Source organism: Sphingobium fuliginis (assembly GCF_015074805.1).
Classification (GTDB): Bacteria; Pseudomonadota; Alphaproteobacteria; order Sphingomonadales; family Sphingomonadaceae; genus Sphingobium; species Sphingobium fuliginis.
In genome coordinates, this window is record NZ_CP060035.1 from 940347 (window position 1) to 956139 (window position 15793).

The following is a 15793-nucleotide window of genomic DNA, read 5'->3' on the forward strand; positions in this document are numbered from 1 at the left end:
AAACCGACGGAACTCAAAAGCTTCCACAGGACCCCCATGCCCCTCGACAAGCTCCAGCAGAAGGTATCCGTCATCGGCCTCGGCTATATCGGCCTGCCGACCGCCGCCCTGATCGCGCGCGGCGGCGCGCAGGTCGTCGGCGTGGACGTCAGCGCCCATGTCGTGGAGACGGTCAACTCCGGTCGCGTGCATATCGAGGAAGTCGATCTCGACGGCCTCGTCCAGGGCGTGGTCTCCCGCGGCAATCTCCGCGCCAGTCTGGATGTCGAGCCGAGCGATGTCTTCATCATCGCGGTGCCGACTCCGGTGGCCGAAGACCGCGCGCCGGACATCAGCCACGTCCTCAAGGCCGCCCGCACCGTCGCTGAGGTCCTGAAGGCCGGCGATACCGTCATTCTCGAATCCACCTCGCCGGTCGGCACCACCGAAGCCATGCGCGATCTTTTCGCCCAGATCCGCCCCGACCTGAAGATGCCCGAGCCCGGCGTGGCGGGCGACATCGCCATCGCCTATTGCCCCGAACGCGTCCTGCCCGGCCGCATCCTCGTCGAACTGATCGACAATGACCGCTGCATCGGCGGCATCACGCCCCGCTGCGCCCGCAAGGCGCTGGGCTTCTACCGCCAGTTCGTACGCGGCGCCTGCATCACCACCAGCGCCCGCGCCGCCGAAATGGTGAAGCTGGTCGAAAACAGCTTCCGCGACGTCAACATCGCCTTCGCCAACGAACTGTCCGTCATCGCGGAACGCATGGACATCGACGTGTGGGAAGTCATCCGCCTCGCCAACCGTCACCCGCGCGTCAACATACTTCAGCCCGGCCCCGGCGTTGGCGGCCACTGCATCGCGGTCGACCCCTGGTTCATCGTCCATGGCGACCCGCAAAACAGCCGCCTCATCCGCACGGCCCGCGAAGTCAATGACGGCAAGACCGACCATGTGGTCGCGAAGGCCTCCGACCTGATCGACGAATATCCGGGGGAGGCGGTCGCCTGCCTTGGCCTCGCCTTCAAACCCAATATCGACGATTTCCGCGAAAGCCCGGCCGTGAAGGTCGCGGCGCGTCTCGCAAAACGCTACGGTCGCCGCATCAAGCTGGTCGAACCCTATGCCCATGATCTGCCGATGGAGTTCGCCGGAACGGGCGCTGAACTTATCGATCTCGATACGGCTCTGGAACAATGCGGCGTTTTCGTCATTCTTGTCGATCATGACATGTTCAAATCGGTTCCGGTGGACGAACGCGCCGACAAGGCGGTTTACGACACGCGCGGCGTCTGGCCGGATCAGCCACGGCGGCCGACCGCGGGTCAGGTTGTCCCGGATCAGGCCCGGATCGCCATCTGATCGGGAGCTCCGCGCCCTCCTTCGTCCAGCCGATGGTTGCCATGTTCCTGTCGCGCCGTTAACCCCGCCCGCAATGGCAGGCCTTGTGCGTGCCCACTGAATTGCGGGGGATTTAAGCGGCATGAAGCGGCCGACCGACAGCAGGAGCCAAGCGCTGGTCATGATCATGGCCTGCCTCTGGCTCGGTGCCTGCTCGACCGTGGAGGACGCGCCGAAGGGGGAAGCGGCTTATGCCGCCATTCCGGCGGCTCCTGCCGTGGGGATGGACTATCGCATATCCCCCGACGATGTCCTGCGCATCCAGGTCTATCATGAACCGGGCCTTTCGCTGGAGGACGCGCAGGTGACGGCTGCGGGCATGGTTCGCATGCCGCTGGTGGGCGATGTTTCCGTCGCCGGCCTGTCCGCCAGCGAAGCATCGGACGTCATCGCCGGGCGGCTGGGTGAGCGCTATCTGGTTTCCCCGCAAGTGACTGTATTCGTCAAAAAGGCGGTGGGTCGCCGCATCACCGTGGATGGGGAGGTTCGCGAACCGGGCCTTTTCCCGGTGGAGGGCCGACTGGGGCTGTTGCAGGCGGTCGCGATGGCCAAGGGGCCGACGCGCCTGGCCAGCCTGGGCCAGATCGTCGTGGTCCGGCAATCGGACGGCGAGCGCAAGGCGGCGATGTTCAACCTGGGGGCGATCCGCAGGGGCGAGGCGCCCGATCCTGAAATCCTGCCGGGCGACACCATCATCGTCGGCCTCTCGCGCGCCAAGGCGATATTGGGCGGAACGCTGCTGGCGCTGCCTGCGGTCGGCGCCGGATTCGTCGTGCTGGATGGAGGACTCTGATGGCGCGGCCAGGTCTGCTGATCGACGATAGCGGCGCGTCCACTTCCATGGAGGGACGTGCAGCGCGCTTCGCCGCGGCGGCGAGCGGGGCGTGGACGGCGGTGCGGCGGCATCGCATCATCCTGTTCGTCACCATGGCGCTTTGCGTGCTGGCAGGCGTGGTCTTCATCCTGCTGTCGACGCCCGATTATCGCGCCACCGCCTCCGTCGAGGTGGAGGATGTCCCCGCCGGCGCCGCTGGGGCGGCCGCTGCGCAGCGACAGGCGACGCCGTCCGACAATGAAGCGTTGATGCAGACCGAACTGGAAGTGCTGCGCAGCCGCGCCCTGGCGGAAGATGTGGCCCGCGAACTGGCGTTGATCGGCAGCCGCACCTTCTTCGACGGCATGAACGTGCGCCGGCCGGAGCAGGGGACGGGCGCGCTCAGCCAGCGTCAGGTCGAGACCGAGACCGTTGTGGGCCTGCTGCGCGACAATCTGCATGTCGAACTGCCCGGCAAGTCGCGGGTCATCCGCATCAGCTTCACCAGCGCCGATCCGGTGCTGTCGGCGCGCGTCGCCAACAGCTATGCCGACAGCCTGATCCGCGCCGATCTGAAGCGAGGCTTCGAATCCGGTGTTCAGGCGCGGCGATTCCTGCTCGGCGAACTGGACGGAGCGCGGAAGGATCTGGAACGGGCGGAGCGCGACCTGGCGGTCTATGCCGCCAATGCGGGCGCCATGGCGCTGCCCGGATTGAGGGAGGCCGGATCGAAGGAGGCCGGATCGAAGGAGGATGACGGCGATCCGTCTCCCGAGGGCACGATCGCGACACGGCTGGCGCAACTCAACGCCTTCCGTGCGCAGGCGACCGCCGACCGCATCGCCGCGCAGAAGCGCTGGGAAAGCGCCCGCATGTCGAGTGTCGAGACGCTGCCGGAAGTGCTGAACAACGGCGCGATGCAGCAGATCATGACGGAAAGGGCGCAGGCGCGGGCGCAGGTCGTGCAGGAACGCCAGTTCCGCAAGGATGCTCACCCCGAAATGCGTGAGGCCCGCGCCCGGCTGGCCGCGCTGGACGATCAGGCGGAGGGCATGGCCAACACGATCCGCGCCTCGCTCAAGGAACAGTTCGATGTCGCCGTGCATGGCGAGAAGCAGATCCAGTCCGAAATCGCCAAGGTCGAGCGGCAGGCCCGGGCCGAACGCGGGCGCGGCGTGCAGATGAGCATATTGGAGCGGCAGGTCGACACCTATCGCCTGCTGCACGACAGCCTGCTCCAGCGTTATCGAGACATGGCATCGCAGGCAGGCTTCCAGGCAGGCCGCATCCAGCCGCTGGACCGGGCGGCGGTCCCTTCGCGGCCTTCTTCCCCCAATATCGGCGTCACCATGCTGTTCGCTTCGCTGGGTGGGCTGATCCTCGGGCTGATGGCGGTGGCGGGGCGGCATATCTTCGACGACGCCGTGACTTCCGCCGACACGCTGGCGGAGCGGGTGAACCTGCCGCTGCTCGGCGCGGTTCCGGCGGGGGAGAAGCCGGGGGCGGAGATTTTCGCGCCGATGGCTTCTTCGCTGCTTCTGGGTTCTGCGGCCGGTCTGCCGCGTTCCATACTCGTCACCAGCGCGCAGGAAGGAGAGGGGAAGTCCTCCACCCTCCATGCCCTGGCCAGGGCGCTGGCGAAACTCGACAAGCGGGTGCTGGTGATAGACGCCGATATGCGGCGGCCCAAGCAGCACAGCCTGTTCGGCATATCGCCCGCTCGTGGGATCAGCGAGTTGATGACGGGCCAGGCCAGGATGGACGACGTCATCGTGGATAGCGGCGTACCGGGCGTGGCCTTGTTGCCCTGCGGGGCGATCCCGCCCAATCCGGCGGAATTGCTGGTCACGCCTGCGATGGATTCCCTGCTGGCGACCGTTCGGGAACGCTATGACACGGTGCTGATCGATGCGCCGCCCATTCTCGGCCTGTCGGATGCCTGCCTGCTGGCGAGCAAGGCGCAGGTGACGTTGCTGGTGGTAGAATGGGGCCGCAATCATCATGGCGGCCTGCGCGTCGCCGTCGATCGCTTGCGCCGGGCGGGCGGCGCGATCATTGGCGCGATCCTCACCAAGCAGGAAGGCCGCGCCTTCGAATATGACTATCATCGCGGCGGGTGAGCCAAGTAGCGCGGCGCAACTTCGGCGAAGATTTGCTTAGCCCGCTATGCAATGGCGGCGCGTGGAGTGTTACGGCACAAAGCTGAACGCTCTGGCTGGCAACGCCGTCAATTGCATGCCGAAAGTCGGTTCAGCAAGCCGGGCCATATCCCTTGGCTTCAGGCCCGGGCAAGCAGCCCTTCCACCAGTCCTTCGAACAGCCGTCGGCCATCGGTCGCACCATGGGCCGGCTCTATCACCCGCTCCGGGTGCGGCATCATGCCCAGCACATTGCCGGCCTCGTTCAGGATAGCCGCGATGTTCCGCGCCGATCCGTTGACGCTCTCCGCATAGCGCAGCGCCACGCGGCCTTCGCCTTCCAGCCGGTCCAGCGTTTGCGCATCGGCAAAATAATTGCCGTCATGATGCGCCACCGGAAAGCTGATCGCCTCGCCAGCCTCATAGCGGCTGGTGAAGGCGCTCTGCGCATTCTCGACTGTCAGCGCCACGTCGCGGCAGACGAAATGGCCGCCCGCATTGCGCAGCAGCGCACCGGGCAACAGCCCGCTCTCCGTCAGCACCTGGAAACCGTTGCAGATGCCCAGCACATAGGCCCCGCGATCCGCCGCCTTCGCCACTGCCTGCATCACCGGCGAACGGGCCGCCATCGCGCCGGAACGCAGATAGTCGCCATAGGAAAAGCCGCCCGGCACGCCGATCAGGTCGAGATCGTCGGGCAGTTCCGTGTCGCGGTGCCAGATCATGGCAGGCTTTGTCCCGGTCGCCGTCTCGAACGCCACGGCGAGGTCGCGGTCGCAATTGCTGCCGGGAAAGACGATGACGGCGCTCTTCATGGCTCAGGCCTTTTCGATGCGGTAGTTTTCGATCACCGTGTTCGCCAGCAGCTTGCGGCACATGGCGTCGATGTCCTCGTCGCTGGTGCCGTCGGCCAGGTCCAGTTCGATCAGCTTGCCCGCGCGCACATCATTGACGCCGCCGAAGCCAAGGCCTTCCAGCGCGTGATGGATCGCCTTGCCCTGCGGGTCGAGGACACCGCCCTTGAGGGTGACGAAGATGCGGGCTTTCATGAGTGTGGAACTCCGTAAAACAGGCTTTCGCGCACCCCCAGGGCATTCTGCCTGCAGAATGCGCAAGCCGTGAAAACCGGAGGGCTGGCGATCGTTTGAATCGTCCAGCCCTCTAGTCCCGGAGCGCCCGGCAAGCAAGGCATTATGCTTTTGTTAGCGGCCATGGCGTTATCCATCCCGCAGAGGGAAGGATTTTCGCATGGCCGGTCTTGCTTTGGCGATGTTCGTGGGGCTTTTCGCCTTCGGTCAGCAGGTCATGGGCTATGACGATCCCCATGGCCGGGTTCAGCTGGCGCTTCTGGCGACCTTCACCTTCGGCGTCCTGATTGGCTATCGCGCGCATAGCTGACGCGCAGGCGCCAAACGCCGCAAAAAAGATGCTCCCCCAAAGGCCCGCCTTGCTTTAGGCGGAGCGCCATGAATCCGGATTATCTCTATTATGCCTGCGCCATAAGCGCGGTGATCCTGTCGGGCCTTGCCAAGGGCGGATTTGCCGGGGTTGGCGCGCTGGCCATGCCGATACTCGCCCTGGGCGTCGATCCCGTGCGGGGAGCGGCGATCATGCTGCCCATTCTGATCCTGCAGGATGTGGTCGGCGTCTGGTCGTTCCGGCATAGCTGGGACCGGCATGTCCTTAAGGTCATGCTGCCCGGCATGGCGGCCGGCGTAGGGCTGGGCTATTTCTTCGCCGCCCGCGTGTCCGAAATCGCGGTGATGGGCGTGCTGGGCCTGATTTCGACATTGTTCGGCCTGCATCGGCTCTGGATCGAGCGGGGCGGCGCGATCGTGTTGCCGTCGACCTCGCCCTCATGGGTGGGCGTGCTGCTCGGCGTGGCGAGCGGCTTCACCAGCCAGATCGCGCATGCCGGGGCGCCGCCCTTCCAGATGTGGGTTCTGCCCAAGCGCCTGTCGCGCGACGTTCTGGTGGGGACGACCGCGATCGCCTTTGCGGTGACGAACTGGATGAAGGTGCCGGCCTATGCCGCCCTGGGGCAGTTCACCAGGGCGAACCTGCTGGCGACGGCGATGCTGATCCCGCTTGCCGTCGTGTCGACCATGGCCGGCGTGGCGTTGGTGCGGCGCTTCGATCCCGCCCGCTTCTACACGCTGATCTATGTGCTGATGGTGTTGCTGGGGATCAAGCTGATGGCGGACGCGCTGCTTGCCTGAGCCGCGCGTCCGGATTCCCATCAGTCCTTGCCGCGCTTCTTGCGATGGGTGTCGAGGTCGAGGACGGTGGTATCCACGCCCTCCGGCATCAGGCCCAGGCGCCGGGCGACTTCCTGATAGGCCTCGACTTCGCCGCCCAGATCGCGGCGGAAACGGTCCTTGTCCAGCTTCTCGCCGGTCGCCATGTCCCAGAGTCGGCAACCGTCGGGGCTGATCTCGTCCGCAAGGATGATGCGGCTATAGTCGCCGTCCCACAGGCGACCGAATTCCAGCTTGAAGTCGATCAGGCGAATGCCGATGCCCGCGAACAGGCCGCACATGAAGTCGTTGATGCGGATCGCCATGTCGGCAATGTCGTGCATTTCGTCCTGGCTGGCCCATCCGAAGCAGGCGATATGCTCTTCGGACACCAGCGGGTCGCCCAGCGCGTCGTCCTTGTAGCAATATTCGATGAGCGTGCGGGGAAGCTGCGTTCCCTCCTCGATCCCCAGCTTCTTGCTGAGCGAACCTGCGGCGACGTTGCGCACGACCACCTCGATCGGCACGATTTCCACCTGACGGACGAGTTGTTCGCGCATGTTAAGGCGGCGGATGAAGTGGGTAGGAACGCCGATCTGGCCGAGTAGGGTGAAGATATGCTCGGAAATCCGGTTGTTGAGCACGCCCTTGCCCGAAATCGTGCCCTTCTTCTGGGCGTTGAAGGCGGTCGCGTCATCCTTGAAATATTGGATGATCGTACCAGGCTCGGGGCCTTCATAAAGGATCTTTGCCTTGCCTTCGTAGATCTGGCGGCGACGGGCCATATGCGGTTCCTGTCTTCCCAATAAAGAATGTGCCCCGGCAAACGCGAATCGGGAAGGATCAGCGGGTGCCGGGGCTGCTTGGGCTGGCCCTTAGACCAAAAGGGGCGGGGGTGCAAATGGGCGAGTTCGGGCGAGGGAGCCTGCTACAGCACGTCGCCGAACATGAACCAGATCAGCGCCAGCCAGGCCAGAAGGCCGATCACGCCCAATATGACGCCCGATCTGGCGCGAATGGCGGCCAGGGCGCCGCCCGCTTCTTCCTCATCATCCATCGGCCCGACTGTAGCGGCGCTGGCGGGAAAGTTAAGCCGGTTGCGCCTCCTGTTTCACCTCGCCATTGCGTTGGACCGCCATCAGCCGCTCCGTGAAGCGCTGCCGCCACCAGCTTATGTCCTGCTTTTCGACACTGTCCATCATGGCGCGCCATCGCCGCTTGCGTTCGTCCAGCGGCATGGAGAGCGCGCGGGTGATGGCGTCGGACATCTCCTCCGGACTATAGGGATTGATCAGCAGCGCGTCCTTGAGCTGCTGGGCGGCGCCGGCGAAGCGCGACAGGATGAGGACGCCGGGATCGTCCGGATTCTGCGCGGCGACATATTCCTTGGCGACCAGGTTCATGCCGTCGCGCAGCGGCGTGACGAGCCCGATCTTGGCAGCGCGGTAGATGCCGGCCAGCTTGTCGCGCGGATAGCCCTGATTGACGTAGCGGATCGGGGTCCAGTCCACATCGCTATATTCCCCGTTGATGCGGCCGGCGAGCGCATCCAGGGTTGCGCGGATCTGCTGATAGCTCTCCACCTCGCCGCGGGAAGGCGGGGCGATCTGCGTCAGGACGACATTGCGATGCTGTTCGCTATGATCCTTCAGGAAGCGGGCGTAGCCGTTGAACCGTTCCTCCAGTCCCTTGCTATAGTCCAGACGGTCGACGCCCACGATCATCGCGCGATCCTGCAGCGACCGGCGGACCTTTTCATACATGTCCTTGGCCGCATCGCTGACGGCGGCGCTGGCATATTCCTGCGCGTTGATGCCGATGGGGCAGGCGATCGCCTGAATCGTCCGCTTGCCCAGCGTCACGAAATCGCCGTCCACCGAACCGCCCATTTCGCGTTCGACATAATGGCGGAAGGATTCCAGCCATTCCTCGGTATGGAACCCCACGACATCATAGGCGAAAAGCGCCTGCACCAGCTTGCTGTGGTGGGGCAGCGACACAAGCAGCCGGGTCGGCGGCCATGGGATGTGCAGGAAGAAGCCCATGCGATTGTCATGGCCCCGGTCGCGCAGCATCCGGCCGAGCGGGATCATGTGGTAATCCTGGACCCAGATGATGTCTTCCGGTTCGATCAGCGGGCTGGTCGTGTCCGCGAAGCGTTGGTTGACGCGGTTATACCCGCCTTCGAAATCGCGCGCATATTCGGCCAGGTCTATCCGGAAGTGGAACAGCGGCCAGAGGGTCTTGTTGGCATAGCCATTATAATATTCGTCGACATCCTGCTCCTCCAGGTCGATGGTCGCGGTCTTGACGCCTTCATCCTCCGAAAAGCCGATCTGCCCGGTGAAATTCTCCGTGATCTCGCCGGACCAGCCGACCCAGATGCCGCGGCTTTCGCGCAGCGCCTGGGAAAGCGCGACGGCCAGGCCGCCCTGGTTGCCGTTCTTGGTTGGGCGGCTGACCCGGTTCGAAATGACTATCAGGCGGCTCATGCCAAGCGCCTCCATGCCAAGCGCTTCATCGCATCACGCTCCACGGTTTGCTCAAGAGCACGGCGCAATTGATGATGCCGACCAATGAGTAGGTTTGGGGATAGTTCCCCCACAATTCCCCGGTGACGGGATCGATGTCTTCGGAAAGCAGGCCGGCGGCGGTGCGGCGGGACAGCATCTCCTCGAACAGGGCGCGCGCCTCCTCGCTGCGGCCGGTCCGATGCAGGGCCTCTATCAGCCAGAAGGTGCAGACGTTGAAGGCGGTGACCGGCTCCCCGAAATCGTCCGGCGCGCTGTAGCGCAGCATGTCGTTGCCCCGGCGCAGGTCCTTTTCCAGCGCCTTCAGCGTTCCGATGAACATGGGATTGTCCGTCGTCAGGAAGCGCAGGTCGATCAGCTGGAGCAGGGAGGCGTCCCTCGCATCGTCCTCGAAATTGGCGGAGATGGCGTTGCTGTCCGTCCGCCAGGCCGACTGGAGGATGCGGGCCTTCATGATTTCCGCCCGCTCGCGCCAATGGACTTCGCGGTCCGGCAGCCCAAGGGCGGCTGCCGCATGGGCGAGGCGGTCGCACGCCGCCCAGCACATCACCGCGCTGTAGCTGTGGACATGGGCGCGGGTGCGCAGTTCCCACAGGCCGGCATCGGGCTTGTCATAGACCTGCCAGGCGCGCTCGCCCACGGCTTCCAGCGCTTCGAAGTCCGACAGCCCCGCCATGCGCAGCAGGCGCTGGTCGATGAAGCCCTGAACGGAGGAGAGGACGATCTGCCCATAGGCGTCGTGCTGTACCTGGGAATAGGCGGCATTGCCGACGCGCACCGGCCCCATGCCGCGATAGCCGGGCAGGTTCTGCGCCTCCCGCTCCTCCAGCGTGGCGTTGCCGCGCACGTCGTAGAGCGGCTGGATATGGCCGCCCCGCGCGCCGTCGACGATGTTGCGGAGATAGACGAGATAGCTTTCCAGAACGTCCAGCGCGCCCAGCCGGTTCAGCGCCTCCACCGTATAATAAGCGTCCCTGATCCAGCAGTAGCGATAGTCCCAGTTGCGGCCGCTGTCGGCATGTTCGGGGATACTGGTAGTCAGCGCGGCGACGATGGCGCCGGTCTCCTCATGCTGGCAGAGCTTGAGCGTGATGGCGGAACGGATCACCGCCTCCTGCCACTCGGCCGGAATGGCCAGGCTTCGCACCCAGATCTGCCATTCGTGGATCGTGTCGTCCAGCATCCGCTCCACCGCGGGGCGGAGGGCGTCCGAAAAGCTCTCATCCGGCCCCAGGAAGAAATGCATGTCATGTTCCAGCCGGAACCAGCTTTCCTGGGAAATCAGGCCGATGGGCGCATTGGTGGACATGCGCATCGCCATGTAGGACAGCACCAGCCGGATATGGTTGGAGCCATAGCTGATCGGCACCTTTTCCGAATGCCAGGAGGTGGTGGGGCGCAGCCTGACGCGGATGCGCGGACTGCCCGATACGGGCCGGACGACGCGGGCGAACGCGACGGGGCGGTACATCCGCCCCTGATGCTTGTGGCGCGGGCAGAAATCGTAAAGCTCTATCGCATTGCCCTGGGCGTCGGTCTGGCGCGTCACCAGCACAGGCGTGTTGCGGATATAATGCTGCTCGATCCGGGCGCAGTTCTCCAGCTCTATGGCCCAGAAGCCCCGCGAATCCGGTTGGTCCCAGGCGGCATCGTCCAGCAGTGCCGAGAATACGGGATCACCGTCGACGCGGGGGACGCAGGCCCATATCATCCGCCCGGCCCGGTCGATCAGCGCCGATGCCTGGCAATTGCCGATGGGCCACAGGTCGAGCGTGCGCTCATCCCCGCCCGGAAGGTCGTTTTTCTGCGTTTCTATCGGTCCGTCCCCCTTGTTCGTGCACGACAGGGGCGCCGGACCATCGGATCAGTCGGTGCCAGCGACCCCCTGGGCAAGATAATGCCTGACGGCGGCAACCTGTTCCAAAGAGAATGCGGCGAGCGTCGCCCTGGGCACGCCGACGAGAATGCCGGAGCCGCCCAGATCGCGTGCGACGGCAAAGCCCTCCTCATCGGTGACGTCGTCCCCGATGAACAGCGGCGTGCCGCCGGCCATAGGTGCGCGGCGCATCAGTGTGCGGACGGCGCTGCCCTTGTCGGCGCCGCCGGGACGCAGTTCGTAGAGCATCTTGCCCGGCTGGAGCGCGAGGTCGAGCCGATCCGCCAGGCTGGCGGCCAGATCGCCTGCTTCCCGGCCCCATTGCGGGGCGCCGCGGAAATGAAGGCCGACGCTGATCGTCTTGCGTTCGACGAGGACGCCGGCCTTTCCGGCCGCGAAGGTCTGGAAGGCGGCTTCCGCCTCATCGATCGCGGGGAGACGGGCAGGCGCTTCCACGGGGCGGCCGGGTTCCGCCAGTTCCAGCCCATGGGTGCCGGCGAGCAGGAACTGCCCGAAGCCGAAATCGCGCAGCGTCGCGACGGATCGGCCGCTGACGATGGCAAGCCGCCCATCCAGCCGGTCGCGCAGACGGCCGAGCAGGGCGAGCAGATCGTCATCGACCTCCACGCCGTCGGGCGTATCGGCTATCGGGGCCAGCGTTCCGTCGAAGTCGAGGAACAGCGCGGCCCCTGTCAGCAGCCGGGGCGGCGGAGGGGGAAGATCGGGAACAGGGGAAAGGCGGGAATCGGACACGCGCGCAAGTTGGCGTGTGGCGCGGATTGTGCAACCCCCGTCGCACCATGTTCGCGATTTTCGAGGGGCTTCATCGCCGTTCCTCGATCCAGGGGGCAGACCAGGCGATGCGGTGGAGAGCGCAGAAGGCCTGCATGATGGCGGCGATCAGGCCGGGGCGATTCCGGGCGGCTTCGTGGCCGTTGGGGGACGGCCGGGCGTCCTTGGACAAGTGCATGGCAAGGCTCCTTTTCCATGAATGATCCGGAGAATGGATTTCGTTTCGTGGGAATTCCTATCGCTCTTTTCCGGTGGGGCGGCCAACAAAAGGATGGACGCGAATCATAAGGCTGGCTTATCCATGCCGGATGAGCCAGCTGCCGCCCCTATCCGCCGTCCGCGTGTTCGAGGCCGCCGCGCGGCTGGAGAATTTCACGGTTGCGGCGCAGGAACTGGGGATGACCCAGGCGGCCGTCAGTTATCAGGTGAAATTGCTTGAGGAGCGGCTGGGCATCAGCCTGTTCCAGAGGGCGGGGCGGAAAGTGGCGCTGACCGACAAGGGGCGGGAGATCGCCACGATCCTGTCCCGCGCCTTCGACCAGATGCGGGAAGGGTTCGCCGCGCTGACGCAGGACCATTCGACGATCCTGACGATCAGTTGCACCAACAGTTTCGCGCATCTCTGGCTGGCGCAGCGCATCGGCACGTTCCAGATGCGCCAGCCGGGGCTGGCCGTGCGGATCGACGCGACCGACCGGGTGGTGGACTTCGCCCGCGACGGCGTGGACGTGGCGGTGCGGGGCGGGCGGGGCGATTGGCCGGGGCTGGAGGCGAAGCTGCTGACCCATAACCGGCTGGCGCCGCTGTGCAGCCCGTCATGGCTGGCGGCGAACGGGCCGATAGCCGACGCGCGGGCGCTGCACGCCATGCCGCGCCTGTCGCCGGACGACATGTGGTGGCATGAATGGTTCGCCGCCATGGGGGTGGAAGCGGACGGCAAGGGGCTGCCGCCCGCGATCGCGCTCGATTCCCAGGTGATGGAGGGGCGCGCCGCCATGGCGGGGCAGGGCGTGGCCATCGTCAATCCCTTCCTGTGGAAGACCGAGGTGGAGGCCGGGTTGCTGGTGGAGGCCCTGCCATCCTATGTCCGGGAACGGGCGAGCTATTGGGTGGTCTATCCGCCCCATGCCCGCAACACCGCTAAGGTGAAGGCCTTTCGCGACTGGATCGGCGCGGAGTTCGCGCGGGAGATCGCGGCGGACCCGGAGGCGCGGTTTTTGCCGCGGTGATAGGAGTTGATGTCGCGTGTTCCTGTGGAGGCGGGAAACCAGTTCTGCGCTAGGTCGCGTGGGCGAGTTCGGAATGTCGGGAAAGGCCGATTCAGGACATTCCCCTCCCGTAAACGGGAGGGGTTAGGGGTGGGCGCGAGCGGAGCGAGCTTCTGACTTAGCCGTTGAAAATTCACGCTGATGTCGCGCCAGCCCACCCCCTAGCCCCCTCCCGCCTGCGGGAGGGGGAATGTCCGCAATCCACCCGGATCACTCAATCCGGGGGGTCTTGCATTTGTCCATGCTGCCTGGCGTGAAAGGGCGACAGCTGAACTGGGTTCTCATGAGCCATTTGTTTCCTTCGAGTGCCTTCGCAGGAGTACGGTGGGATTAAACCCCGTTTCCGTTTTGTCGCGGCGCTGCTATTCCCCGTTGCGATGACCGAATTTCGCGACCCGTTCGACGCTATCAAGGATCACCCGTTCGACGATGCGCTGTCCCAGCGCTACCTCGTCTATGCGCTCTCCACCATCACGGCGCGGTCGTTGCCGGATTTGCGCGACGGGCTGAAGCCGGTGCACCGGCGGCTGCTCTGGGCGATGCGGCTGCTGCGGATGGAGCCGGGCGGGGCTTCGCCCGACGTGCTGGTCGCCAATCCGGCGCGCAACACCACGCCGTACAAGAAATGCGCCCGCGTCGTCGGCGACGTCATCGGCAAATATCACCCGCATGGCGACGCGTCGGTCTATGACGCCATGGTGCGTCTGGCGCAGGATTTCTCGCTGCGCACGCCGCTGGTCGACGGGCAGGGCAATTTCGGCAATATCGACGGCGATAATGCGGCGGCGATGCGCTATACCGAGGCGCGGCTGACGCAGGCCGCCGCCGACCTGATGGCGGGGCTGGACGAAGGCACCGTCGAATTCCGCCCCACCTATAATGGCGAGGATCAGGAGCCGGAGGTGTTTCCCGGCCTGTTCCCCAATCTGCTGGCCAATGGCGCCACCGGCATCGCGGTCGGCATGGCGACCAGCATCCCGCCGCATAATGTCGCCGAACTGATCGATGCGGCCAGCCTGCTGATCGACAATCCGGACGCCGAGCATGCCGATCTGATGCGGATCGTGCGCGGTCCGGACTTTCCGACCGGCGGCGTGCTGGTGGACAGCGCTTCCATCATTTCAGAGGCTTATGCGACGGGGCGGGGATCGTTTCGAACCCGCGCCCGCTGGCACAAGGAGGATGGCGGGCGGGGCACATGGGTCGCGGTGGTGACGCAAATCCCCTTCCAGGTGCAGAAGTCCAAGCTGATCGAGCAGATCGCGGCGTTGATCAACGACAGGAAGCTGCCGATCCTGGCCGATGTGCGCGACGAGAGCGACACCGAGATCCGCATCGTCATCGAACCCCGCGCCCGCACCGTCGACCCGGACGTGCTGATGGACAGCCTGTTCCGGCTGACCGATCTGGAAAACCGCTTCCCGCTGAACCTGAACGTGCTGGACGCGACGCGCACGCCAAGGGTGCTGGGGCTGAAGACGGTCCTCGTCGAATGGCTGAAGCACCAGATCGACGTGCTGGTGAAGCGCGCCCAGCACCGGCTGGACAAGATCGCGGCGCGGCTGGAGCTGCTGGACGGCTATATCATCGCCTATCTGAACCTTGACCGGGTGATCGAGATTATCCGGACCGAGGATGAGCCGAAAGAGGTGATGATGGCCGAGTTCGGCCTGAACGACCGGCAGGCCGAGGCGATCCTGAACATGCGGCTGCGGTCCCTGCGCAAGCTGGAGGAGATGGAGCTGCGGCGCGAGCATTCGGAACTGCTGAAGGAACGCGACGAGCTGACAAAGCTGGTGGAAAGCCCGGCGCGGCAGCGGACGCGGCTGAAGAAGGACCTGGCGGACCTTCGCAAGCGCTATTCGCCCGAGGGCGATTTCGGCCGGCGGCGCACGCTGGTCGAGGAGGCGGCGCCGGCGCGGGAAATCCCGCTGGAGGCGATGATCGAGAAGGAGCCGATCACCGTGATCCTGTCCGAGCGCGGCTGGATCAGGGCGATGAGCGGGCATCGCGACCTTGCTTCGGCGGACACGCTGAAATTCAAGGAAGGCGACGGTCCGATGATCGCCTTCCACGCGCAGACCACCGACAAGCTGCTGCTGGCGACGGAGACCGGGCGCGTCTTCACGCTGGGCGCGGACAAGCTGCCGGGCGGGCGCGGCTTTGGCGATCCGGTCCGGTCGCTGGTCGACATGGACGGCACCGGCAATATCGTCGCCCTGCTGCCTGCGCGGGTGGGTGGCGAACTGCTGCTTGCATCCTCGGACGGGCGCGGCTTCGTGGCGGCGGTGGCGGATGTGATCGCCGAAACGCGCAAGGGCAAGCAGGTCGTCAATGTGCGGACCGGCGCGAAGCTGAGCGTCGTGCATCCCATCGCGCCGGAGGCGGACAGCGTCGCCGTGATGGGCGAAAACCGCAAGCTGCTGGTCTTCTCGCTCACTGAAATGCCGCGCATGGCGCGCGGTCAGGGCGTGCAGATGCAGCGCTATCGCGACGGCGGGCTGTCCGATGCCATCGCCTTCCGCCTGTCCGACGGGCTGAGCTGGGCCATGGGTGGAGGAACGGGGCGGGTGCGCACGGAAGCCGACATGACGCCATGGCGCGTCGCCAGGGGCGCGGCCGGGCGCATGCCGCCCACGGGCTTCCCGCGCGATAACCGGTTCTGAGAAGCTGATTTTTTCGTTACTATCGCGCTGGAATCGGGAATGTCGTTTCCCGAAAATTTACCCTTTGGGCCTATCGCCGGGCCTA

At 65.4% G+C, this 15793-nt stretch carries 15 protein-coding genes; 7 read left to right on the top strand and 8 right to left on the bottom strand.

Going from position 1 to position 15793, the window contains the following annotated elements; translation table 11 throughout:
* Positions 1 to 36: 36 nt before the first annotated feature.
* The 3 genes from wecC (at position 37) to H5V43_RS04440 (ending at position 4320) form a co-directional block, all read left to right on the top strand.
* The gene (gene wecC, locus H5V43_RS04430; protein ID WP_025551075.1) at positions 37 to 1347 is read left to right on the top strand and encodes a UDP-N-acetyl-D-mannosamine dehydrogenase; all 1311 of its coding nucleotides are present in this window, start codon (positions 37 to 39) and stop codon (positions 1345 to 1347) included.
* A gap of 121 nt (positions 1348 to 1468) precedes the next feature.
* Positions 1469 to 2179, top strand: coding sequence for a polysaccharide biosynthesis/export family protein (locus H5V43_RS04435; RefSeq protein ID WP_025551073.1), 711 nt, complete (start codon positions 1469 to 1471; stop codon positions 2177 to 2179).
* Positions 2179 to 4320, top strand: coding sequence for a GumC family protein (locus H5V43_RS04440; protein ID WP_025551071.1), 2142 nt, complete (start codon positions 2179 to 2181; stop codon positions 4318 to 4320). The genes H5V43_RS04435 and H5V43_RS04440 overlap by 1 nt, the downstream gene beginning before the upstream one ends.
* A gap of 158 nt (positions 4321 to 4478) precedes the next feature.
* Here the strand turns inward: H5V43_RS04440 and purQ are convergent, their stop codons facing one another.
* Together purQ and purS are read right to left on the bottom strand one after the other, a co-directional pair.
* Positions 4479 to 5153, bottom strand: coding sequence for a phosphoribosylformylglycinamidine synthase subunit PurQ (gene purQ, locus H5V43_RS04445; RefSeq protein WP_025551069.1), 675 nt, complete (start codon positions 5151 to 5153; stop codon positions 4479 to 4481).
* A 3-nt stretch (positions 5154 to 5156) separates the two neighbouring features.
* On the bottom strand, positions 5157 to 5387 hold the full coding sequence (gene purS, locus H5V43_RS04450) for a phosphoribosylformylglycinamidine synthase subunit PurS (protein ID WP_007682101.1): 231 nt from the start codon (positions 5385 to 5387) through the stop codon (positions 5157 to 5159).
* Positions 5388 to 5586: 199 nt separating this feature from the next.
* On the opposite strand from purS, the gene H5V43_RS04455 reads away from it, so the two are divergent.
* Complete coding sequence (locus H5V43_RS04455) at positions 5587 to 5736, top strand: hypothetical protein (RefSeq protein WP_165363364.1); 150 nt, start codon at positions 5587 to 5589, stop codon at positions 5734 to 5736.
* Positions 5737 to 5804: 68 nt separating this feature from the next.
* On the top strand, positions 5805 to 6557 hold the full coding sequence (locus H5V43_RS04460; RefSeq protein ID WP_025551065.1) for a sulfite exporter TauE/SafE family protein: 753 nt from the start codon (positions 5805 to 5807) through the stop codon (positions 6555 to 6557).
* 20 nt (positions 6558 to 6577) lie between these two features.
* Here H5V43_RS04460 and purC read toward each other — a convergent pair whose 3' ends face one another.
* From purC to H5V43_RS04485, 6 genes are all read right to left on the bottom strand, one after another.
* The gene (gene purC, locus H5V43_RS04465) at positions 6578 to 7360 is read right to left on the bottom strand and encodes a phosphoribosylaminoimidazolesuccinocarboxamide synthase (protein ID WP_025551063.1); all 783 of its coding nucleotides are present in this window, start codon (positions 7358 to 7360) and stop codon (positions 6578 to 6580) included.
* Between the two features lie 143 nt (positions 7361 to 7503).
* A complete protein-coding gene (locus tag H5V43_RS23760) occupies positions 7504 to 7632 on the bottom strand; it encodes a hypothetical protein (protein WP_255308864.1) in 129 nt (42 codons plus the stop codon).
* 31 nt (positions 7633 to 7663) lie between these two features.
* Positions 7664 to 9067, bottom strand: a complete 1404-nt coding sequence (gene otsA / locus H5V43_RS04470) for an alpha,alpha-trehalose-phosphate synthase (UDP-forming) (protein WP_082166324.1) — start codon at positions 9065 to 9067, stop codon at positions 7664 to 7666.
* 25 nt (positions 9068 to 9092) lie between these two features.
* The gene (locus H5V43_RS04475; protein ID WP_255308893.1) at positions 9093 to 10871 is read right to left on the bottom strand and encodes a glycoside hydrolase family 15 protein; all 1779 of its coding nucleotides are present in this window, start codon (positions 10869 to 10871) and stop codon (positions 9093 to 9095) included.
* 99 nt (positions 10872 to 10970) lie between these two features.
* Complete coding sequence (gene otsB, locus H5V43_RS04480) at positions 10971 to 11735, bottom strand: trehalose-phosphatase (RefSeq protein WP_025551060.1); 765 nt, start codon at positions 11733 to 11735, stop codon at positions 10971 to 10973.
* A 70-nt stretch (positions 11736 to 11805) separates the two neighbouring features.
* Entirely contained in the window at positions 11806 to 11952 is a 147-nt protein-coding gene (locus H5V43_RS04485) for a hypothetical protein (RefSeq protein WP_172451907.1), read from the bottom strand.
* 130 nt (positions 11953 to 12082) lie between these two features.
* Between H5V43_RS04485 and H5V43_RS04490 the strand changes: the two genes are divergently transcribed.
* Positions 12083 to 13003, top strand: a complete 921-nt coding sequence (locus H5V43_RS04490) for a LysR substrate-binding domain-containing protein (protein ID WP_025551056.1) — start codon at positions 12083 to 12085, stop codon at positions 13001 to 13003.
* Between the two features lie 416 nt (positions 13004 to 13419).
* The gene (gene parC, locus H5V43_RS04495; protein WP_025551256.1) at positions 13420 to 15708 is read left to right on the top strand and encodes a DNA topoisomerase IV subunit A; all 2289 of its coding nucleotides are present in this window, start codon (positions 13420 to 13422) and stop codon (positions 15706 to 15708) included.
* Positions 15709 to 15793 lie beyond the last annotated feature (85 nt).